This is a genomic window from Sphingosinicella ginsenosidimutans (genome assembly GCF_007995055.1).
In the GTDB taxonomy this organism is placed as follows: Bacteria; Pseudomonadota; Alphaproteobacteria; order Sphingomonadales; family Sphingomonadaceae; genus Allosphingosinicella; species Allosphingosinicella ginsenosidimutans.
In genome coordinates, this window is the sequence record NZ_VOQQ01000001.1 from 30170 (window position 1) to 49769 (window position 19600).

Sequence of the window (19600 nt, forward strand, 5' to 3'; positions counted from 1 at the left end):
GGATCTTCGTGTCGACATCACCGCAACAAGCCATCGGCGGCGCATCGCCCCATCTCGCCCTCGATCCGCTGGCCGATCTGCCGCTGCGACGACCGTCGCGCAGCCTGTGGACCTATCTGCCGCTCGTCATCTCGATCGCCGTCTTTGCCGCCGCAATCGCGCAGCTGCGCCATCTCCATGTCGGCGATCTCGCGACGCTGCTGCCGCGCGGCCCGGCCTTCTGGCTGGTCTTCGCCGGCGCCTATCTTGCCCAGCCGATCGCCGACTGGATCATCTTTCATCGATTGTGGAACCTCCCCGCCGCTGGGATCGTGCCGCTGCTTCGCAAGTTCGTCGCGAACGAGCTGGTGCTCGGCTATAGCGGCGAGCTCTATTTCTACGCCTGGGCCCGCCGCCATTCGCGGCTCACCGCGGCACCGTTCGGGGCGGTGAAGGACGTCACCGTCCTGTCGGCCCTGACGGGCAACGCAGCGACGCTGCTGCTGCTCGTCCTCGCCTTTCCGCTGTGGAAGGAAATCGGACTGGCGAGGGCCGGCGGCGCCGTCTCCCTGTCGGTTGCCTTCCTCCTGTTGACCTCGGTCGCGATGCTGCTGCTGCGCACGCGCCTGTTCACGCTGCCGCGGCGCGAGCTTTGGATGGTGGCCGCGGTCCACACCGGCCGCATCCTCCTGGTCACCGGCTTCACCGCGTTGCTGTGGCACCTGTGCCTGCCGGCGGTCGGCATCGCCTGGTGGGTGCTGCTGGCGACCTTGCGCGCGCTCGTCTCGCGGCTCGCCTTCCTGCCCAACAAGGATGTCGCCTTCGCCGGCATCGCCGTCTTCCTGATCGGCCATGATGTGGAGATCGGCGCGCTGATGACGCTGATCGCCGGGCTGATCGTCGCCGCCCATGTGGCGGTGGGGACCGTGCTGGCGGCGACCGAGCTTGCCGAACGGAGGGCCGCGCGATGATCGCCGTGGCGCCACCCGCAAGTCCCAATTACATCCCCTCCAGCCCGACGCTCGGAGTCGCGGAGGGCCGGTGTCGGCCGGGCGAGCCGGGTCCGGCGGTGATGATCACGGCGATCGGGCTCAAGGATCGGCGCGGCCTGCTTCGCGCCGAGCTCTATCCGCCGGGCGACGGCGAATTCCTGGCCGACGACAACGTCCTGGTGATGCGCGGCGAGACGTTCCGGCGGGCCGAGAGCCCGGTCCCTCCCAGCGGGCCGGCGCGGCTGTGCATCCGGGTTCCCCGGCCGGGCGTCTACACGCTTTCGCTGCTGCACGATCGCGACGCCAACCGGCGCTTTTCGCTGTCGATCGACGGCGTCGGATTTTCCGGCAATCCGCGCCTCGGCTGGGGACGGCCCGCCGCCGCCGCCGTCCGCTTCCGCGCCGGGCCCGGCATCACCGCGCTGAACATCGTTCTCAATTACCGGCGGGGACTCATGTCCTTCGGCCCGATCCAGGCCCGGTGAGATGACCGTTGGCGAGCTCGCCCATGTCGCCCCGGACACGGCGCTGCTGGTCGGCGGGGCCGGGCCACGCGCGGGCGAATTGAGCGACATCTTCGTCGATTCCCCGACCGGCACGTTCAGCGCGCCGCGCGCCAATGCCGTTTTCGGTGCCGACGGCGCGCTCGCGCTCACGATGTTCGACGGGCGCGCGGTGGAGCATGGCGCGGTCCAGCGCGGGCGCGGCGGCTCACGCCCGATCAGCGGCTTGAATTCCTGACCCAGAGCGAGTTGCTGACGCTCGCCCCGCAGGCGCTGGCGCGCGCGGCGACCACCACCTTCCTCTCGCGCATCACCCTCGCGCTCTTCTGCGTCGTTGCGCCGGTGATCGGGGTCGGCGCCGGCATCGTCGCGCCGCGCCGAGTCAGCCCGGCGGGGCTCGGCATCGGCCTTGCCCTCGTCCTTCTCTTCATCCGCCTCAACGAGGGAACGCGCGCCTTGCCGGTCGATCTCGCCGCGGTCACCCAGGCGGCCTTGCTCGGCGCGAGCCTGGCCGCGGGCCTCTGGCTCTACCGCCGCAAGACCGCCCCCGCCTGAACCCCGGCGCCGCGCCGGGCCGGAGCGAGCGAATGCGCCTTGACCAATGAAGCCTGCCCTCACACTAGGACGGGACCGGACATTCCGGAGGCTCGATGGCAGGCCGGTTTAGCTCAGCTGGTAGAGCAGCGGTTTTGTAAACCGAAGGTCGCGGGTTCGATCCCTGCAACCGGCACCGCCCCGCCCTGATCCGCGCCCCGCCTAGCGGCGGACGTCGCGCTCGCCGGCGTTGAAGGCGTCGATATCGCGCTGGGTGAACAGGCTGGCATCGCCCGGCAGCGAATGTTTGAGGCAGGTGAGCGCGAGGCCGGATCGCGCGATCCCCTCCAGGTCCAACCCCGATCGAAGGCCATGCAGCACGCCGGCCGCGAAGGCGTCGCCGGCGCCGATCCGGTCGACGATGCCGGCGACCGACACCTCCTCCGTCTGCACCGATCCCTCGCGAGCGTCGACACGCGCGGCGATCCGGTGGGTGTCGGCATCGACCACATGGCGCGCGGTCGACGCGATCAGGCGAAGCTTCGGAAAGGCCGCGAAGGCCGCATCGGCCGCTTCCCGCCGCCGCGCCTCGCCGTCGCCCGAAAATTCGCGGCCGAGCAGCAGCGAAATGTCGCGATGGTTGCCGAACATGATCTCCGCCGTGCCGACCAGCCGGGTGAGCACGGCGCGCGGATCGCTGCCCCAGGCGTTCCACAGCTGGGCGCGGTAATTTCCGTCGAACGACACCGCGATGCCGCGCGCGGCCGCGGCCTCGGCGGCGGCGAGCGCGGCGGCGGCGCTGTCCGGCCCGAGCGCCGCCGTCACGCCCGAAAGGTGCAGCAGATCGGCCCCGTCAAGCAGCGCCGGCCAGGCGAAGTCGCCCGCCCCTGCCCGCGCGAAGGCGCTGCCCTCGCGATCATAGACGATGTCCGAGGCGCGGACACCGGCCCCGAAGCTCAGGAAATAGAGTCCCATCCGCCCGGCAGCGGTGCCGACTCCCGACACGTCGACTCCGTGGCGGCGAAGATGCCCGATCGCCGCCTCGCCGAGCGGCCCGGCCGGGACCCGGCTCACCATCGCCGCCTGGTGGCCGAGCCGCGCCAGGCCGATCGCGACATTGGCCTCCGCCCCGCCGACATGGACGTCGAGCCGACCGCTCTGGAGCAGCAATTCGCGCCCGGGCGCGGTCAGGCGCAGCAGCAGCTCGCCGAAGCAGACGACATGATTGCCCATCGGCCGCGCACCATGCCGGGGGCCGCCGCGCGGCGCAATGTTCGCGCTAACAATTTCCACGACGGCACGCTAACGAATGGCGCATGGACGATATCGATCGCATCCTTGACGCCGCGCCCGTCATCCCCGTCCTCGTCATCGATCGACTGGCCGATGCGCTGCCGATCGCAGAGGCGCTGGTCGCGGGCGGCCTTCCGGTGCTGGAAGTCACCTTGCGCACGCCCGCCGCGCTCGACGCGATCCGGGCGATGACGGCGGTTCCGGGGGCGATCGTCGGCGCCGGCACGGTGCTCGATCCGGCCCAGCTCGATGCCGCGCGCGATGCGGGGGCGGCCTTCATCGTCAGCCCCGGGCTCACCGAGCCGCTCGGCCGGGCCGCGATCGAATCCGGCCTCCCCTTCCTTCCCGGCACCGCCAATGCCGGCGACGTCATGCGCGCCCGTGATCTCGGCCTCACCCGCCTCAAATTCTTCCCGGCGATGGCGGCCGGCGGGCTGCCGGCGCTGTCCGCGCTCGCGAGCGTGTTCGGCGGGATGCGCTTCTGCCCGACCGGCGGGATCACGCAGGAGAGCGCGCCCGAATGGCTGGCCCACCCGGCCGTCGCCTGTGTCGGCGGAAGCTGGCTCGTGCCGCGCGGCCCGGTCGATCCGGTGGCGATCGAGGAGCGCGCCCGCGCCGCCGCCGCCCTTCCAAGGGCTTGAGTTTCCGGCCCTGAAACTGTTAGCGCTCACATCAACAGGGAGAGAGCGCATGACGGGACGATTGGCGGCGCTGATCTGGCTGGCGCTGGCGGCGATGGCGGGTGCGATGCCGGCCTCTGGGCAGCAACGGCCCCATTGGGTCGGCACCTGGGCGAGCGCGCAGCAGATCCCCGAGGATCGCAACCTGATGGCCGAGGCGGACATGCGCGACGCCACGTTGCGCCAGATCGTGCGCGTGTCGATCGGCGGAGAGCGAATCCGGATCCGGCTCTCCAACATGTTCGGGACGCGGCCGCTCACCATCGATTCGGTCCATGTCGCCCGCCCCGCCGATCCGGGGACGGCGCGGATCGATCCGGCCACGGACCGCGCGGTCACCTTTTCCGGCCGCCGCTTCGTGACGATCCCGCCCGGCGCGGACTATGTGTCCGATCCGGTCGATCTCGCCGTCGCGCCGCTGTCGCACCTGGCGATCAGCGCCCACCTGCCGGAGGCGCCGGCGCGGCAGACCGGGCATCCGGGATCGCGCACCGTCACTTACTATGTTCACGGCGACCGATCGGCGGCGGCCGATCTCCCCGGCGCCGGGCGGATCGAGCATTGGTATCAGCTCGCCGGGATCGACGTCGCCGCGCCCGCCGATGCGGCGGCGATCGTCGCGATCGGCGATTCGATCACCGACGGCCATGGCGTCGAGACCGGCACCGATCGGCGCTGGACCGATGCCCTGGCCGAGCGGCTCCAGGCCGATCCGGCGACCCGCCACATCGCCGTCCTCAACCTTGGGATCGGCGGCAATCGTGTCCTCGACGACGGGCTCGGCCCCAATGCCCTCGCGCGGTTCGAGCGCGACGTGCTCGGCCAGCCGGGCGTGCGCTGGGCGATCCTGCTCGAAGGCGTCAACGATCTCGGCGCGCTCACCCGCGAGGCGCCGGCCACGCCAGAGGCCCATCGCCGGCTCGTCGAGGGCATCATCGCCGCTTATGCCCAGATGGTCGATCGCGCCCGCGCGCGGGGCATCCGCATGATCGGCGCCACGATCATGCCCTATGGCGCGTCGGACTATTATCATCCCGACGCCGCCAACGAGGCGGATCGCGCGGCGATCAACGCCTGGATCCGCGCCCCGGGCCATTTCGACGCGGTCATCGATTTCGACGCCATCACCCGCGATCCGGCCGCACCGAGCCGGATGCGGCGCGACGTCGATCTCGGCGACGGACTCCATCCGGGGCCGGCCGGCTATGCGATCATGGCCAATGCGATCCCGCTGTCGCTGTTCCAGGACAGCCCGGGCGGCGAGAGCGGCGACGGACCGGCCATCGCCTTCACCTTCGATGATCTTCCGGCGCACCTGCCGCTGCCGCCCGGAGAGACCGCGCCTTCGGTCGTCGCCTCGATCGCGCAAACGCTGCACGCGGCCGGGATCGAGGGCGTCTACGGCTTCGTGAACGCGGCCGGCGTCGCCGCCGATCCGGGACTCAACCAGTCGCTGCTGGCCTGGCGCGCCGCCGGCCTTCCGCTCGGCAATCACGGCTGGTCGCACGCCAATCTCAACGGCGTGCCGCTCGATTCCTATCTCTCCGAAATCGCGCGCGGCGAGCCGGTGCTGGCCCGGCTGATGGGCGATGGCGACTGGCGCTGGTATCGCTATCCCTATCTCGCCGAAGGCGACGATCCGGCCCGACGCGCGGCGGTGCGCCGCTATCTCGCGGCGCATCGCTACCGCATCGCCCAGGTGACGATGAGCTTCGCCGATTATCTGTGGAACCCGCCTTATGCGCGGTGCAGCGCGGCCCGCGATACCGCGGCGATCGCCCGGTTGGAGGCGAGCTATCTGGCCGCGGCGCGCGAAAGCCTCGATCGCTCGCGCGCCTTGTCGCGCGCGCTCTACGGGCGCGACATTCCCTATGTGCTGCTGATGCATGTCGGCGCGTTCGACGCCCATATGCTGCCGCGCCTCATCGCGCTCTACCGCGAGGCCGGCGTGCGCTTCGTGTCGCTGCCCGAGGCCGAGCGCGACCCGGCCTACGCGACGGACATCGATCCGTCGCAGCCGCCGGCGCCCGGCCTTGAAGGCCGGCTCGCCGCCGCCGGCCGTCCGCTCCCCCCGCCCGCCCACGATTATGCGGCGGAGCTCGCGGCGATGTGCCCGGCGAGCTGATCCGGCGCTTCCCTCCCGCCACCGAACCCGCTACCGGTAGCGCTACCAGAACAAGAGTTCGGGAGGGGAATATGACGATGAGAAGGGCCGTTTCGCGGCTCGTCGCTTTGTGCCTGGCCGCGACGGCGGTCGCCGCCCTCGCTCAGCAGCAGCCGGCGCAGGCGCAGCAGGCCGCGCCGCAGCCGGGCAGCGCCGAGGATATCGCCCAGCGGATCATCTCCGTGCCCAATCCGCGCGGCTTCGCGGTGATCGGCGCGCAGGGCCAGATCCGCGACGATGCCGGCGTCCAGGGCGGCCATGCGCTGCGGATCCCGGTGCCGGGGCGCAGCGACCAGCCCTGGTCGGTCAGCGTTTCGGTGCCGATCAACCGGGCGGTCCATGCCGGCGACAACCTGATCCTCGCCTTCTGGGCGCGGCTGGAGACGGGCGAGAACGGCGCGGAGACCACGGTGCTTCCGTTCAATGCCGTCCAGCTCGCCTCCGCGCCCTATACCGCGATCTTCAACGGCCCGCTGACGATCAGCCACAACTGGCAGATCCAGGAGATACGCGGCCGCGCCGATCGCGATTACGATGCCGGCGCGATCAACGTCGCCATCCACCTCGCCACCGCCCGCCAGGTGGTGGACATCGGCCCGGTCTTCGTCGTCAACATGGGCCAGAGCGCCCCCGCGAACTAGGCGGCGGCATCGAGGTCCCCCTCCCTGCGCGCAGGGAGGGGTTGGGGGTGGGTGCGCGCGTCTGCGCGCCTGAGGGACTCTTCCTGGCCTCGCCGACAGCTCCCGCCCCTTCTTGAAGGGAGGGGAAAGGGTGAATCTGGGGTGCGGCACGATCGCGCTCCACCTCCGGCGCTTGACATCTGCGCCGCGCCCCTTCACTCTTTGTGGGTTGCGCCGCAGCATCGCCGCGCACGGGAGCTGGAACCATGTGCAAGGGACTGGATAATATCATCCCCTCCGCGCCGATGGCTGCCGGCTTCTATTTTATCAGCTCGTTTACGGGCCGGTACGCCCGCTGAGGCGTGCCGGGTTTCCGTCGCTTCCCTTAAAAATTCGAGCTGATACGCCGCAGGTCCGCGCCTGAAATCCACGTCCGGCCCGCGGCGGCGAGGACAAGATGCAACACCCGAATATCATTGCGCGCCCCGTCGCGCCCGCCGCGGATCTCGACGAGCTGCGCTGGGAGATCGACCGGATCGACAACGCCATCCTGGCGCTGATGGATCGCCGCATCGCCACCGCCCATGCGGTCGCTGCGGCGAAGCGCGACATGCGCTCGCGCTGGCTGAACCTCCATCCCGGCCGCGAGGCCGCGGTGCTCGACCGGCTCTCCGCCCAGGCCGAGGCAATGCCGCCGGAAAGCATCCGGGCGATCTGGCGCGAGCTGATCGGCCTCAACCTCCAGGCGCAGCGCCGGATGGAGGTGGTGCTCCATGCCGGCGCCCGCGCGGCGCTTGTCGCCGGCGCCGCGCGCGAGCGGTTCGGCGGGGCCGCGCCGATGGTCGTCGCCGATTGCGCCGGCGAAGCGCTGGATCGCGCGCGCAGCCGGGAGGCGGTCGCGGTGATCGAGCTTTCCCCGCTTTCGGGCTGGTGGGTCGCGCTCGCCGAGGAGCCGGACCTCGTCATCTTCGAGGGACTTCGCGACAGCGCCGGCGCGCTCGTCGCGTTGTGCGTCGGCCGGATCGCGCCGGAGAGCCTGCCGGAGCGCGAGCGTTACGAGATTCTCGGCGAAGGCCGCCTGCGCCAGCGCTCGGCCGCCGGCGAACCGATCCGTGCGGTCGCGATGAGCGGTCACCTGCGCCTGTGCGTCACCCGGCAGGCGGAGGCCGCGCGATGAGCTGGAGCCCAACGAGCTGGCGGGCCCATCCCGCGAGCCAGCTTCCCGCCTATCCCGATGCCGAGGCGCTCGCGATGGCGGAATCCTGTCTCGCCGCCGCCGCGCCGCTCTCCACCGTCGCCGAAAACCGCGCGCTCAGCGCCCGCGTCGCCGCCGCGGCCGAGGGCCGCGCCTTCCTGTTGCAGGGCGGCGACTGCGCCGAGACCTTCGCCGAATTCGGCGCCGACAAGGTCCGCACCACCTTCAATCTCCTGCTCGACATGGCTGCGCTGATCGCCGCCGGCGGGCAGGAGGATGTCGTCACCGTCGCCCGGATCGCCGGGCAGTTCGCCAAGCCGCGCTCCGCGGACAGCGAGACGGTGGACGGCGTCACCCTGCCCGCCTATCGCGGCGATATCGTCAACGCCGCGGCATTCGATCCCGCCGGGCGCACCCCCGATCCGATGCGGATGCTGGAGGTCCATCGACAGTCGGGAATCACGGTCGATCTGCTTCGCGCCTATGCCGCCGCGGCTTATGCGGACGAGGCGCCGCGGCGGCGCGAGGCGGCGCGCCGATTGGGCCTTCGTCCCGATCCGGTCGCCCTCGCCCGCGATCCGGCCAGCGCGCCGCGGGTCTTCACCAGCCATGAGGCGCTGCTCCTCCATTATGAGGAGCCGCTGACGCGCTGGGACGAGGCGAGCGAGGCCTGGTGGTCGCTGTCCGCCAACATGGTCTGGATCGGCGAGCGGACCCGGCATCTCGACGGCGCCCATGTCGCTTATGCCAGCGGCATCGCCAACACGATCGGGGTCAAATGCGGCCCCTCGCTCACGCCCGACGAGCTGCTCCGGCTCGCCGAGACGCTCGATCCCGAAAACCGCGCCGGCCGGCTCGTCCTGATCGGGCGGTTCGGCGCCGAGGAGATCGCGCGGCGGCTGCCGGCGCTGATGGCGACCACCCAGGCCGCCGGCCTCAACGCGCTGTGGGCGATCGATCCGATGCACGGCAACACCCGCACCGTCGGCGCCCGCAAGACCCGCTTCGTGGACGATATCCTGGCCGAAACCGCCGCCTTCTTCGCGATCGCGCGGGCCGAAGGCGTCCATCCGGGCGGCCTCCATCTCGAGCTCACCGGCGATCACGTCACCGAATGCCTGGGCGGAAGCGCGGCGCTGGCCGAGGCCGATCTGCCGCGCCGCTACCTCACCCATTGCGATCCGCGGCTGAATGCGGCGCAGGCGCTCGATGTCGCCGCCGAGGTGGCGCGGCTCGTCATGGCGGACGTCGCGACCCCCCGCGCGGCGTGAGCGTCGTCGCCTATCAGGGCGCGCCGGGCGCATTCGGGCACGCCGCCTGCCTTCGCTTCCTGCCTGGCTGGACGCCGCTCGCCCTCGCCCGCTTCGAGGATGTCGTCGCGGCGGTGGCCGACGGCGCGGCCGAACGCGGAATGCTGCCGGCCGAAAACAGCATCGCCGGGGCCGTGCCAGGGGTCGCCGACATGGTCGCGGCGCGGCCGGTCGTGGTCCGCGCGCGCCACGATCTTCCGATCGAGCTCCACCTGCTCGGCGCGGCCGGCGCCTCGCTCGCGACGATCCGCCGGGTCGCGAGCCACCCGGTCGCGCTCGCGCAATGCGCCGGCTGGCTTTGCGCGCGCGGCCTCGCGCCCGAGCCGGCGACCAACACCGCACTTGCCGCGCTGGCGCTGGCCGGCGCGCCCGATCCGGCGCTTGGCGTCGCCGCTTCGGAAAATGCGGCGGAGGCCTATGGCCTCGCCATCGTCGCGCGCGACATCCACGACCGCGCCGACAACCTCACCACCTTCTGGGAAATCGAGCGCGCCTGATCCGACCCCGCCGACGCCGGACCCCGCGCCCGCGCGCCCCTGCCCTCGCCCCGGGATTTGACATGCGCGCCCGACACGCGAAGGAAGCACGCCATGACCAACGAAAACAGAACCCGCGTGGAAGACATTCCCGCCATCATCGAGCAGCTTGCCGCGATCTACGACGAATCGACCGCGAACCTGCGCAGCGCGCTCGCCCGCTATCTCACCAGTCGCGCGATCCCCGATCCGGCGGCGCGTGCGAACGGCCTGTTCGCCTATCCGGAGCTGCGGATCGACTATGCCGAGACAACGCCCGCAAGCTTCCCGGCCCGCGCCTTCGGCCGGCTCAACCATCTCGGCAGCTACGCGACCAGCATCGCCCAGCCCCGCCTGTTCCGCAAATATCTCGCCGAGCAGCTCGGCTACCTGATCCGCGATTATGCGGTGAAAGTCTCGGTCGGCCGCTCGGCGCGCGAGATCCCCTACCCCTACGTCCTCGACGGCTCCGACGACCTCAAGCTCGAGGAAGGCCGCGCCAACGAGCTCGCCCGCGCCTTTCCGACGCCGGAGCTGGTCCATATCGGCGACGAGATCGCGGACGGCCTTTGGGATCACAGCCACCGTTCGGAACGCCCGCTCTCGCTGTTCGACGGCCCGCGCGTCGATTTCAGCCTGGCGCGCCTCCGGCACTATACCGGCACGCCCGCCAACCACACGCAGCGCTATGTGCTGTTCACCAACTATGTCCGCTATGTCGACGAGTTCGTCCGCTGGGCGGTCGACGAGCTGAAGCGCGAGGACAGCCCCTATGAGGCGCTGTCCGCGGCCGGCGGCGTCTATGTGACCCGCGACACCGAAAACCCGCTCGACAAGGTCGAGAATGGCGGCTGGCGGCGCCACCAGATGCCCGCCTATCACCTGATCGCGCCCAATGGCGAGGGCATCACCCTGGTCAATATCGGGGTCGGCCCATCGAACGCGAAGACGATCTGCGATCATCTCGCGGTGATGCGGCCCGAAGTATGGCTGATGATCGGCCATTGCGGCGGCCTTCGTCCCAGCCAGACGATCGGCGACTATGTCCTCGCCCACGCCTATCTTCGCGACGATCATGTGATGGACGACATGCTCCCGGTGGAGATCCCGATCCCCGCGATCGCGGAGATCCAGCAGGCGCTGGTCGCCGCCGCCGTCGCGGTGACCGGCGAATCGCAGCAGGCGCTGAAGGCGCGGCTTCGCACCGGCACGGTCGTCACCACCGACGATCGCAACTGGGAGCTGCGCTACACATTGTCGGCGCTGCGCTTCAACCAGTCGCGCGCCGTCGCCATCGACATGGAATCGGCGACGGTGGCCGCGCAGGGCTATCGCTTCCGGGTCCCCTACGGGACCCTCCTATGTGTGTCCGATAAGCCACTACATGGCGAAATAAAGCTGCCGGGACAGGCCAATGCCTTCTACGAGCGTGCGATCAGCCAACACCTTAGAATCGGCATAGAAACGCTGCGGATTCTGCGCACCGAAGGGGCGAGCCTCCATTCGCGCAAGCTCAGGAGCTTCGACGAACCCCCCTTCCGGTAACCCTCGGCTTCCGCTAGGGGATTTTTCCGGAATTTCGGCACCGGGGAGAGATTGCGTCTGGTGGGGCGCTTTCGGAAAGCCGAAATCTACCGCAAACGGTTCAGATCCGTCCGTTCGGGGTTGTCACATCACTTACGCAATGCAGGGGCATGGGCCCACCCATTCGTGCTGCCAATTCAAGACTCACACCTTCGGGGGTTATCAATGAAGACGCTTCCAATTCTTTTCGCGACGACCTCGCTGGCCTTTCCGGCGACGGCGATGGCGCAATCGTCCGGCACGGTCGATTTCGAGAATAACAATGCGATTGTCGTCACCGGCACGCGCAACGTCGGCGTCGGCGGCGTCGAATCGCCCGACACGTCCCGCGCCCGCGCGGTGCTCAACTCCACGCTGATCCAGCACCAGACTCCGGGCCAGAGCGTCGATGACATCATCAACTCGATCCCGGGCGTCAGCTTCCAGAACAACGACCCGTTCGGCTCGGCCGGCGGCACGCTGACGATCCGCGGCTTCGACAACACCCGCATCTCGCAGACGTTCGACGGCATCCCGCTCAATGACACCGGCAACTATGCCCTCTATTCGAACCAGCAGCTCGATCCGGAGCTGATCGAGCAGGTCAACGTCAACCTCGGCTCGACCGACGTCGACAGCCCCACCGCCGCCGCTTCGGGCAGCACGGTGAACTACCGCACCCGCCTGCCCACCCGCGACTTCCATGTCCGCCTGCAGGGCTCGGTCGGCTCCTATGATTTCATGCGTGTCTTCGGCGTCATCGACACCGGCGAGTTCACGCCGTGGGGCACGCGCGCGTTCGTCGCCGCCAGCATGGCGCAGAACGACAACGTCTTCAATCACCGCGGCCAGATCTACAAGCAGCAGTATAATGCGCGGATCTATCAGCCGCTGGGCAGCAACGGCGACTTCATCTCGGTCGCCGGCCACTACAACCAGAACCGGAACAACTTCTTCGGTTCGGTGCCGCTGCGCACGGACGGCAGCATCGGCACGCCCGGCACGACGCCGAGCCGGTTCCCGCTGACCCGCGACGAGCGTTTCTACACGGTTGCGCGCTGCACCATCAACACGACTGCGACGCCGGGCGTGGCCGACACGGCAAATGGCTGCGGCTCGACCTTCGACGAGCGCTACAATCCGTCCAACACCGGCAACATCCGCATCAACTCGCGCTTCACCCTCGCCGACGGTCTCGTCCTGACGGTCGATCCCAGCTACCAGTGGGTGAAGGCCAATGGCGGCGGCACCGCGGTCGGCCGCGAAGGCTATCGCGATCTCAACCCGGCCGGCGGCTTCAGCAACTGCCAGGGCGTGCTCAACGACGCCAACACGAGCTGCCAGACCGGCTATCAGGGCGGCACGCCCTATTACGGCCGCGACCTCAACGGTGACGGCGATCTTCTCGACACCGTCCGCGTCCTCGCGCCGAGCCAGACCGGCACGCACCGGATCGGCGTGATCGCCGGCCTTCGCTACGACATCAACAGCAACAACACGATCCGCTTCGCCTACAGCTACGATCATGGTCGTCACCGCCAGACCGGCGAGACGGGGCTGCTGGAGATCAACGGCGAGCCGTTCGATGTCTTCCCGATCAACGATCCGCTGACCGACGCCGGCGGCAATGTTCTCGAGAAGCGCGACCGTCTGTCCTATGCGATCCTCAACCAGTTTTCGGGCGAGTATCGCGGTGAGTTCCTGGACAGCCGCCTGGTCGTGAACCTCGGCATTCGCGCGCCGTTCTTCACGCGCAAGCTGAACAACTTCTGCGCCACGTCGAGCGCCACCGGCTTCGTCGAGTGCTACAGCACGAACACCGCCGGGGCGGACGCCTATGCTCAGTTCAATCCGACGATCCAGGGGCCGCAGCGCCGCGTCTTCCATTACAACGCAGTGCTGCCGACCGCGGGTCTGACCTATGACCTGACCAACCGCGCCTCCTTGTTCTTCAATTATTCGCGCGGTCTCCAGGTCCCGGGCACGGACAACCTGTACAACTCCTTCTTCTTCGCCCCGGACACGCCCGAAGCGCGCCCGAGCCCGGAGACGACGGACAATTTCGATCTTGGCGTGCGCTATCGTTCGCGCGATCTCGTGGCCCAGCTGTCCGGCTGGTACACGATCTTCCAGAACCGTCTCGCGTCGTCCTACGATCCGGAGCTTGACCGCACGGTCTACCGGAACCTGGGCACCGTCGATAAGTACGGCATCGACGGCTACCTTTCGTGGCAGGCCATTCCGCAGCTTCAGCTGTCGGTCTTCGGTTCCTACCTCTGGTCGCATATCCGCGACGACGTGCAGATCGCCACGGTGGGCGGCAATCCGTTCTACCTGCCGACGGCCGGACGCCGCGAATCCGGCGCTCCCGTCTATACGTTCGGCGGACGCGCCCAGGGCCAGATCGGCCCGATCGAGCTCGGCATCCAGGCAAAGCGGACTGGCCCGCGTTACGTCAACGACGTGAATCAGCCGATCGTCACCTGCAACAGCGGTTTCGCGGTGGCGAGCTACTGCCCCGTCAACACCGCCGGTGCGGTGAACCAGGTCATCTACGGCGCCAAGGCCCCGGCCTACACGCTCGTCGACGTCGACGTGCGCGTTCCGCTGAACTTCCTCGGCCTCAATGACCAGACCTACTTCCAGTTCAACGTCTCGAATCTGTTCGACAAGCTCTATGTCGGCGGCTTCGGCGGCAACTCGCTGAACACGAGCGTTCCGTTCGTGCAGATCGGCGCGCCGCGGGCGTTCATCGGGACGCTGGTGGTCGGCTTCTAAGCCGGCGGACAGCCGAACATCGAAGGGCCGTCGCGAGCGATCGCGGCGGCCCTTCTTTTTGGCCGGCGCCCGTCTATGTTGGCGCGATGAGCCATGATCCACTTGTCGAGCAGGCCCGCGCCGCCGCGCGCGGCGCCTATGCCCCCTATTCGCGTTTCAGCGTCGGCTGCGCGATCCAATCGGTCGATGGCGAGGTGGCCGTCGGCGCGAACATGGAAAATGCCTGCTACCGGCTCGGCGTCTGCGCCGAGGTCGCCGCCCTGACCGCGGCGCAGCAGGCGTTCGGGCTCGGGAAGATCGCCCGGATCGCCGTCGCCGGCGGCCATGTCGGGCCGGACGGCGCGCTCGCCGGCGACGCGCTCGTCACGTCATGCGGCGGCTGCCGCCAGTCGATCCTCGAAGCCGCCCAGGTCGCCGGCCGCGACATCGAGGTGATCTCGTCCAACGGCGACGGCACCGAAACCGCCGCCCATCCGATTTCCGAGCTGATCCCCTGGGGCTTCGGCCCCGACAACCTGAAGGACGCGGGCGCATAAATTCTCCCTCGCCCGGCGAAAGCCGGGATGGGGAGGGGGACCATGCGAAGCATGGTGGAGGGGCCCAGGGCACCCGAAGCCCCTCCACCGCTCTTCGAGCGCCCCCCTCCCCATCGCCTGCGGCGACGGGGAGGATTCAGGCCAGCTTGATCTCGCGCAGCCGCTCCAGCAGGTAATCGTGCGCGGTGATCGGCTCGGGATAGAGGTTCGGCCGCTCCGCGCTCACGCAATCGGGCAGCGTCTCGATCAGGAAATCGGGCCGGAAGTGCAGGAAGAAGGGCATCGAGTAGCGCGAGACGCCGCGCCGCTCGGGCGGCGGGTTGACGACGCGGTGCGTGGTCGATCGCATCACATTGTTGGTCAGCCGCTGCAGCATGTCGCCGATATTGACGGCGAGCGCGCCCGGCGGCGGCGTCACCGGCACCCAGTCCCCGTCCCGGTCGAGCAATTGCAGCCCCGCTTCCTCGGCGCCGAGCAGCAGGGTGATCGTGTTGATGTCCTCATGCGCGCCGGCGCGCACGTTCGGGCCGTCGCCCGGGATCGGCGGATAATGGAGCAGGCGCAGCACGGAATTGCCGTCGCTCACCGTATCCTCGAAATAATCCGGGGCGAGGCCGAGATAGCGCGCGATCGCCTCCAGGATGCGAAGGCCCGCGGTGTCGAAGGCGTCGAACAGTTCGAGGAAGGTCTGCTTGAACCCCTCGATCTCCCTCGGCCAGACATTGGCCGCCATCACCTCGTTGAAGCGATGGCCATCGGGCAGCTCGCGGCCGACATGCCAGAATTCCTTGAGATCATAGGCGCTCGCGCCCTTGGCGGTCTCGATCCCGAACGGCGTGTAGCCGCGCGCCCCGCCGCCGCCGGCGATGTGATAGCCGCGCTTCACCGCTTCCGGCAGCGCGAAGAAGGCCTTCGCCTTGTCCTCGGCGCGCGCGATGAGATCGGCCGGGATGCCGTGATCGGCGATGATGGCGAAGCCGTAGGTCTCGAATGACTTGCCGAGCTCGGCGGCGAAGCCCTCCGGATCGCGAAGGGAATCGGCCAGCGAGACCGACGCGACATGCTTGTGCGTTGCGATTGTATCCATCGCGGCAATCTAGTCCTGCGCCGGGCCCAAGCCAATCCTCCCTGTGAGCGAAGCTCATGGGGAGGGTGACCGCTCGAAGGGCGGTGGAGGGGCTTTCGGCGCCGCCCCTCCTCCCCCGCCCGGGAGGATCAGGCGGTGGCGGACAGGATCAGCCCCGCCAGCGCAGCGCTCATCAGGTTGGAGAGCGATCCGGCGAGCAGCGCCTTCAGCCCGAGCCGCGCGATCATCGGCCGCTGGTTGGGGGCGAGCCCGCCCGTCACCGCCATCTGGATCGCGATCGAGCTGAAATTGGCGAAGCCGCACAGCATGAAGGTGGTGATCGCGACGGTGATCGGCGAGAGCGTCGAGCGGATGTTGCTGAGATCGATGAACGCGACGAATTCGTTCAGCACCACCTTCGTGCCGAACAGGCCGCCCGCCGTCCCGGCCTCGTTCCACGGCACGTTCAGCATGAACATGACCGGCTGGAAGACCTTGCCGAGGATCCACTGGAAGGACAGGCCGTCGAAGCCGAACAGGTGGCCGATGCCGCCGAGGATGCCGTTGGCGAGCGCGACCAGCGCGACGAAGGCGAGCACCATCGCGCCGACCGCGACCGCGAGCTTGACGCCGGTCTGGGCGCCGACGGCCGCGGCCATGATGACATTGGCCGGCCGTTCCTCGCCATGTTCGCCTTCGTCGATCGGCTCCGGCTCGATGCCGCGCGCGGCCGGATCGTCGGGCATGATGATCTTGGCCATCAGGATGCCGCCCGGCGCCGACATGAAGCTCGCCGCGAGCAGATAGGGCAGGAAGACGTCGCGCTGGTCCCCGAACATCTGGGCGTAGGCGAGCAGGATCGTCCCCGCGACGCCGGCCATGCCGACGCTCATGATGCAGAACAGCTGCGATGGCGTGAGGTTGGCGAGATAGGGCTTGATCGTCAGCGGGCTTTCCGACTGGCCGACGAAGATGTTGGCGGCCGATCCGAGCGATTCGACCTTGGTGATTCCCGTCACCAGCTGGATCGCGCCGCCGAGCCATTTGATGATCAGCTGCATGATGCCGAGATGGTAGAGGATCGAGATCAGGCTGGCGAAGAAGATGATCACCGGCAGCGCGGCGAGCGCGAAGCTGTGCCCGCCGATTTCCGGCGATGCGAGCGGCCCGAACACGAAGTCGATCCCGGCCTGTGCATAGCCCAGCAGGTCCGATACCCCGGCCGACATCGCGCCGATCACGTTGCGGCCCCAGGGCGTGCCGAGCACCAGCACCGCGAGCGCCGCCTGGAGCGCGAAGGCCGCGCCGACGACGCGCAGCCGGATCCAGCGCCGGTTCGATGAGAAGAGCACCGCGATCGCCAGGATCACGACGATGCCGCCGACGCCGATCAGATAGTTCATGAAGATCCCCGCCCTTCGCCTGTTCTACCGGCGCAGCATCGCGCGCCGGCGCGAAATCACCAAACCATTTTCGGTTCGGCCTTGCCGATCGCGCCCGCGAGCGTGTCGAGCACCGCCGGCACGCTGTCCGCGACGATGAGCTGGGCCCGCCGCGCCGGCGACATGAAGCCGCTTTGCGTCACATGGTCGAGGAAGCCGATCATCTGGTCCCAGAAGCCGCCCTGGTTGAGCAGGGCGAAGGGCTTGGAATGATAGCCGAGCGCGTTCCAGCTCCACGCCTCGAACAGCTCGTCGAGCGTGCCGACGCCGCCGGGGATCGCGACGAAGGCGTCGGTGAGCTCGGTCATCTTCGCCTTGCGCTCGTGCATCGTCTCGACGACGTGGAGCTCGGTGAGGCCGGTATGCGCGACTTCGAGGTCGACCAGGGCCTGGGGGATCACGCCATAGGCCTCGCCGCCGGCGCCGAGCACAGAATCGGCGACGACCCCCATCAGCCCGCGATGCCCGCCGCCATAGACGAGCGCGATCCCGCGCCGCGCCATTTCCTCGCCAAGCGCGCGCGCAACCTCGCCGAACCACGCCTCGCTCCCCATCGAGGAGCCGCAATAGACCGCCAGCCGCTTCATGCCGCCAAGCCCTTCCTCGTCATTCCCGCGAAGGCGGGAATCCAGCTTTTCTCCCTGGGCGCCTGCGCTCGGCAAGCTGGACCCCCGCTTTCGCGGGGGTGACGAAGGGAAAAGCAAGCCGCGCTTGTCACGTCGCCGCCACCAGTGCCCTGAGGTCCGCCTCCGGCCGCGCGCCGAAATGGGAGATCACCTCCGCCGCCGCGATCGATCCGATGCGAAGGCTCTCCTCAAGGCTCTCGCCCCGCGCCTGGCCGACCAGGAAGCCGGCGGCGAAGAGATCGCCGGCGCCGGTCGTGTCGACCACGCCCTTGCCGATCCGCGCGATCGGAACCGAGACGCGCCGCCCGCCCTGCGAGGCCATCGCGCCGTCCGCGCCGCAGGTGACGACGAGCAGCGGCACCTTCGCCTCGATCGCCGCGATCGCGGCGTCGCGATCCTCGATCCCGGCAAGCGCGCGGATTTCCGCCTCGTTGGCGAAGAGGAGGTCGATATCGCCCCGTTCCAGCATCGCGACGATCTCGGCGCGGTGCGGCTTGATGCAGGCGATGTCGGAAAGGGTGAAGGCGACCTTCCGGCCCGCTTCATGCGCGATCCGCATCGCCTCCGCCATCGCCGCGCGCGGCCCTTCGGAGCGCCACAGATAGGCTTCGAGATAGAGGATCGCCGCGCCCCTGATCTGGTCCGGATCGAGCGCGCTCGCCGCAAGCTCATGCGCCGCGCCGCGATAGGTGTTCATCGTGCGCTGGGCATCGGCGGTGACGAGGATCAGGCATCGCCCCGTCGGCGTACCGCTGTCGATCGGCGGCGTTTCGAACTCGACGCCGTGCGCGCGGATATCGTGGGTGAAAATCTCGCCGAGCTGGTCTTTCGCGACCTGGCCGACGAAGCCGGCGCGCCCGCCGAGCGCCGCGACGCCGGCCATCGTGTTCGCCGCCGATCCGCCACTCACCTCGCGCGCCTGGCTCATCTTGGCATAGAGCCGTGTCGCGCCCTCGGCATCGAGCACCTGCATCGATCCCTTGACGAGCCCCTCCTCGAGGAGAAGCGATTCCTCGGCGCTGGCGAGCACGTCCACCACGGCGTCGCCGATCGCCAGCACATCCAGTCGGGTCTCGATCACCACCGGCTCATGGCGGGATCGGGGCGAATCGGAAAGCCCTTTTTGCATGGAGCAAAAGCCGTTACGCCATCGACGATGACCAACGATCAAAGCCCCGCGATCCCGCGCTCGCTCTTCCTCTACGCGATCTTCTACGGCGGCATGGTCTGCATCGCCGGCGTGCTCGGCAACAAGCAGGTGGCGCTGCCCGGCGGCCTCGCGGTCGAGGCCGGCATCTTCGCCTTCCTCCTCCTCGTCATCACCTCCAGCGCGGTCGCCGAGCTGAGCGGCGGCGCGACCGCCAACCGCCTCGTGCGATTCGGCTTCGTGCCGCTGATCGCCTCGATCCTGCTTGCCGAGCTCGTCCTCGCGATTCCGCCCTCGCCGGGCATGGACCCGGCCCGCCGCGACGCCTTCGCGCTGATGATGGGCGGGACGCCGCGCATCTGGATCGCCGGCATCGTCGCCTATGGCGTGTCGCAGACGCTCAACGTCACCATCTTCTCCTGGCTCAAGGGCCGCGAGGGCGCGAAGCTGCTGTGGCTGCGGGCCGGGACCGCGAGCATCCTCTCGCAGATCGTCGACACCTTCCTGTTCGTGTCGATCGCCTTCTGGGGCGTTTTCCCGATCGCGGAGCTGCTGATCGGCCAGATGATCGCGAAAGTGGTGCTCTCCGCGATCGTGGTCCCGCCGCTCATCTACCTGTTCGTAGGGCTGGGGCGGCGGCTGGACGCCGGCGCCTAG

General features: G+C 69.1%; 19 protein-coding genes and 1 tRNA gene. 15 read left to right on the forward strand and 5 right to left on the reverse strand.

Going from position 1 to position 19600, the window contains the following annotated elements; all coding sequences use genetic code 11:
- Positions 1 to 8: 8 nt before the first annotated feature.
- The 5 genes from FRZ32_RS00150 to FRZ32_RS00170 all read left to right on the forward strand — a co-directional run bounded on the left by FRZ32_RS00150 (position 9) and on the right by FRZ32_RS00170 (position 2204).
- Positions 9 to 950: a hypothetical protein gene (locus FRZ32_RS00150; RefSeq protein WP_147041584.1), complete on the forward strand. Its 942-nt coding sequence runs from the start codon at positions 9 to 11 to the stop codon at positions 948 to 950.
- A complete protein-coding gene (locus FRZ32_RS00155) occupies positions 947 to 1456 on the forward strand; it encodes a DUF2141 domain-containing protein (RefSeq protein WP_147041585.1) in 510 nt (169 codons plus the stop codon). The genes FRZ32_RS00150 and FRZ32_RS00155 overlap by 4 nt, the downstream gene beginning before the upstream one ends.
- Before the next feature lies 1 nt (position 1457).
- Entirely contained in the window at positions 1458 to 1712 is a 255-nt protein-coding gene (locus tag FRZ32_RS00160; RefSeq protein WP_147041586.1) for a hypothetical protein, read from the forward strand.
- Positions 1713 to 1723: 11 nt separating this feature from the next.
- Positions 1724 to 2029 carry a hypothetical protein gene (locus FRZ32_RS00165; protein WP_147041587.1) on the forward strand — a complete coding sequence of 102 codons (306 nt, stop codon included), beginning with the start codon at positions 1724 to 1726 and terminating at the stop codon, positions 2027 to 2029.
- Positions 2030 to 2131: 102 nt separating this feature from the next.
- Positions 2132 to 2204, forward strand: a tRNA-Thr gene (locus FRZ32_RS00170).
- Between the two features lie 26 nt (positions 2205 to 2230).
- Here the strand turns inward: FRZ32_RS00170 and FRZ32_RS00175 are convergent.
- Positions 2231 to 3241 carry a sugar kinase gene (locus FRZ32_RS00175; protein WP_147041588.1) on the reverse strand — a complete coding sequence of 337 codons (1011 nt, stop codon included), beginning with the start codon at positions 3239 to 3241 and terminating at the stop codon, positions 2231 to 2233.
- An 83-nt stretch (positions 3242 to 3324) separates the two neighbouring features.
- On the opposite strand from FRZ32_RS00175, the gene eda reads away from it, so the two are divergent.
- The 9 genes from eda (at position 3325) to FRZ32_RS00220 (ending at position 14662) form a co-directional block, all read left to right on the forward strand.
- A complete protein-coding gene (gene eda / locus FRZ32_RS00180) occupies positions 3325 to 3942 on the forward strand; it encodes a bifunctional 4-hydroxy-2-oxoglutarate aldolase/2-dehydro-3-deoxy-phosphogluconate aldolase (protein WP_147041589.1) in 618 nt (205 codons plus the stop codon).
- 49 nt (positions 3943 to 3991) lie between these two features.
- Positions 3992 to 6106: a GDSL-type esterase/lipase family protein gene (locus FRZ32_RS15695; protein WP_147041590.1), complete on the forward strand. Its 2115-nt coding sequence runs from the start codon at positions 3992 to 3994 to the stop codon at positions 6104 to 6106.
- A 71-nt stretch (positions 6107 to 6177) separates the two neighbouring features.
- On the forward strand, positions 6178 to 6786 hold the full coding sequence (locus FRZ32_RS00190) for a hypothetical protein (RefSeq protein WP_147041591.1): 609 nt from the start codon (positions 6178 to 6180) through the stop codon (positions 6784 to 6786).
- 436 nt (positions 6787 to 7222) lie between these two features.
- On the forward strand, positions 7223 to 7942 hold the full coding sequence (locus FRZ32_RS00195) for a chorismate mutase (protein ID WP_147041592.1): 720 nt from the start codon (positions 7223 to 7225) through the stop codon (positions 7940 to 7942).
- Positions 7939 to 9231, forward strand: coding sequence for a 3-deoxy-7-phosphoheptulonate synthase (locus FRZ32_RS00200; RefSeq protein ID WP_147041593.1), 1293 nt, complete (start codon positions 7939 to 7941; stop codon positions 9229 to 9231). The genes FRZ32_RS00195 and FRZ32_RS00200 overlap by 4 nt, the downstream gene beginning before the upstream one ends.
- The gene (locus FRZ32_RS00205) at positions 9228 to 9767 is read left to right on the forward strand and encodes a prephenate dehydratase domain-containing protein (RefSeq protein WP_158635771.1); all 540 of its coding nucleotides are present in this window, start codon (positions 9228 to 9230) and stop codon (positions 9765 to 9767) included. Before FRZ32_RS00200 ends, FRZ32_RS00205 begins: the two co-directional genes overlap by 4 nt.
- Before the next feature lie 93 nt (positions 9768 to 9860).
- On the forward strand, positions 9861 to 11330 hold the full coding sequence (locus tag FRZ32_RS00210) for an AMP nucleosidase (protein WP_147041595.1): 1470 nt from the start codon (positions 9861 to 9863) through the stop codon (positions 11328 to 11330).
- 204 nt (positions 11331 to 11534) lie between these two features.
- The gene (locus FRZ32_RS00215; RefSeq protein ID WP_147041596.1) at positions 11535 to 14126 is read left to right on the forward strand and encodes a TonB-dependent receptor; all 2592 of its coding nucleotides are present in this window, start codon (positions 11535 to 11537) and stop codon (positions 14124 to 14126) included.
- An 86-nt stretch (positions 14127 to 14212) separates the two neighbouring features.
- Positions 14213 to 14662, forward strand: coding sequence for a cytidine deaminase (locus tag FRZ32_RS00220; protein ID WP_147041597.1), 450 nt, complete (start codon positions 14213 to 14215; stop codon positions 14660 to 14662).
- A gap of 136 nt (positions 14663 to 14798) precedes the next feature.
- Here FRZ32_RS00220 and FRZ32_RS00225 read toward each other — a convergent pair whose 3' ends face one another.
- The 4 genes from FRZ32_RS00225 to FRZ32_RS00240 all read right to left on the reverse strand — a co-directional run bounded on the left by FRZ32_RS00225 (position 14799) and on the right by FRZ32_RS00240 (position 18877).
- Complete coding sequence (locus FRZ32_RS00225) at positions 14799 to 15749, reverse strand: isopenicillin N synthase family dioxygenase (RefSeq protein ID WP_147041598.1); 951 nt, start codon at positions 15747 to 15749, stop codon at positions 14799 to 14801.
- A gap of 128 nt (positions 15750 to 15877) precedes the next feature.
- A complete protein-coding gene (locus FRZ32_RS00230) occupies positions 15878 to 17131 on the reverse strand; it encodes a NupC/NupG family nucleoside CNT transporter (protein WP_147041599.1) in 1254 nt (417 codons plus the stop codon).
- Between the two features lie 56 nt (positions 17132 to 17187).
- The gene (locus tag FRZ32_RS00235; protein WP_147044270.1) at positions 17188 to 17757 is read right to left on the reverse strand and encodes an LOG family protein; all 570 of its coding nucleotides are present in this window, start codon (positions 17755 to 17757) and stop codon (positions 17188 to 17190) included.
- A 127-nt stretch (positions 17758 to 17884) separates the two neighbouring features.
- Complete coding sequence (locus FRZ32_RS00240) at positions 17885 to 18877, reverse strand: adenosine kinase (RefSeq protein ID WP_243445145.1); 993 nt, start codon at positions 18875 to 18877, stop codon at positions 17885 to 17887.
- A 75-nt stretch (positions 18878 to 18952) separates the two neighbouring features.
- Here FRZ32_RS00240 and FRZ32_RS00245 point away from each other — a divergent pair, with 75 nt between their 5' ends.
- Complete coding sequence (locus FRZ32_RS00245) at positions 18953 to 19600, forward strand: queuosine precursor transporter (protein ID WP_147041601.1); 648 nt, start codon at positions 18953 to 18955, stop codon at positions 19598 to 19600.

Excerpts from the sequence above, each read along its gene's own strand:
- FRZ32_RS00175 (WP_147041588.1), bottom strand. The coding sequence starts at position 3,241 with ATGGGCAATCATGTCGTCTGCTTCGGCGAGCTGCTGCTGCGCCTGACC.
- FRZ32_RS00245 (WP_147041601.1), top strand. The coding sequence starts at position 18,953 with ATGACCAACGATCAAAGCCCCGCGATCCCGCGCTCGCTCTTCCTCTAC.
- FRZ32_RS00200 (WP_147041593.1), top strand. The coding sequence starts at position 7,939 with ATGAGCTGGAGCCCAACGAGCTGGCGGGCCCATCCCGCGAGCCAGCTT.
- FRZ32_RS00160 (WP_147041586.1), top strand. The coding sequence starts at position 1,458 with ATGACCGTTGGCGAGCTCGCCCATGTCGCCCCGGACACGGCGCTGCTG.
- FRZ32_RS00225 (WP_147041598.1), bottom strand. The coding sequence starts at position 15,749 with ATGGATACAATCGCAACGCACAAGCATGTCGCGTCGGTCTCGCTGGCC.
- FRZ32_RS00210 (WP_147041595.1), top strand. The coding sequence starts at position 9,861 with ATGACCAACGAAAACAGAACCCGCGTGGAAGACATTCCCGCCATCATC.
- FRZ32_RS00235 (WP_147044270.1), bottom strand. The coding sequence starts at position 17,757 with ATGAAGCGGCTGGCGGTCTATTGCGGCTCCTCGATGGGGAGCGAGGCG.
- FRZ32_RS00230 (WP_147041599.1), bottom strand. The coding sequence starts at position 17,131 with ATGAACTATCTGATCGGCGTCGGCGGCATCGTCGTGATCCTGGCGATC.
- FRZ32_RS00195 (WP_147041592.1), top strand. The coding sequence starts at position 7,223 with ATGCAACACCCGAATATCATTGCGCGCCCCGTCGCGCCCGCCGCGGAT.
- FRZ32_RS00220 (WP_147041597.1), top strand. The coding sequence starts at position 14,213 with ATGAGCCATGATCCACTTGTCGAGCAGGCCCGCGCCGCCGCGCGCGGC.
- eda (WP_147041589.1), top strand. The coding sequence starts at position 3,325 with ATGGACGATATCGATCGCATCCTTGACGCCGCGCCCGTCATCCCCGTC.
- FRZ32_RS00190 (WP_147041591.1), top strand. The coding sequence starts at position 6,178 with ATGACGATGAGAAGGGCCGTTTCGCGGCTCGTCGCTTTGTGCCTGGCC.
- FRZ32_RS00155 (WP_147041585.1), top strand. The coding sequence starts at position 947 with ATGATCGCCGTGGCGCCACCCGCAAGTCCCAATTACATCCCCTCCAGC.
- FRZ32_RS00215 (WP_147041596.1), top strand. The coding sequence starts at position 11,535 with ATGAAGACGCTTCCAATTCTTTTCGCGACGACCTCGCTGGCCTTTCCG.
- FRZ32_RS15695 (WP_147041590.1), top strand. The coding sequence starts at position 3,992 with ATGACGGGACGATTGGCGGCGCTGATCTGGCTGGCGCTGGCGGCGATG.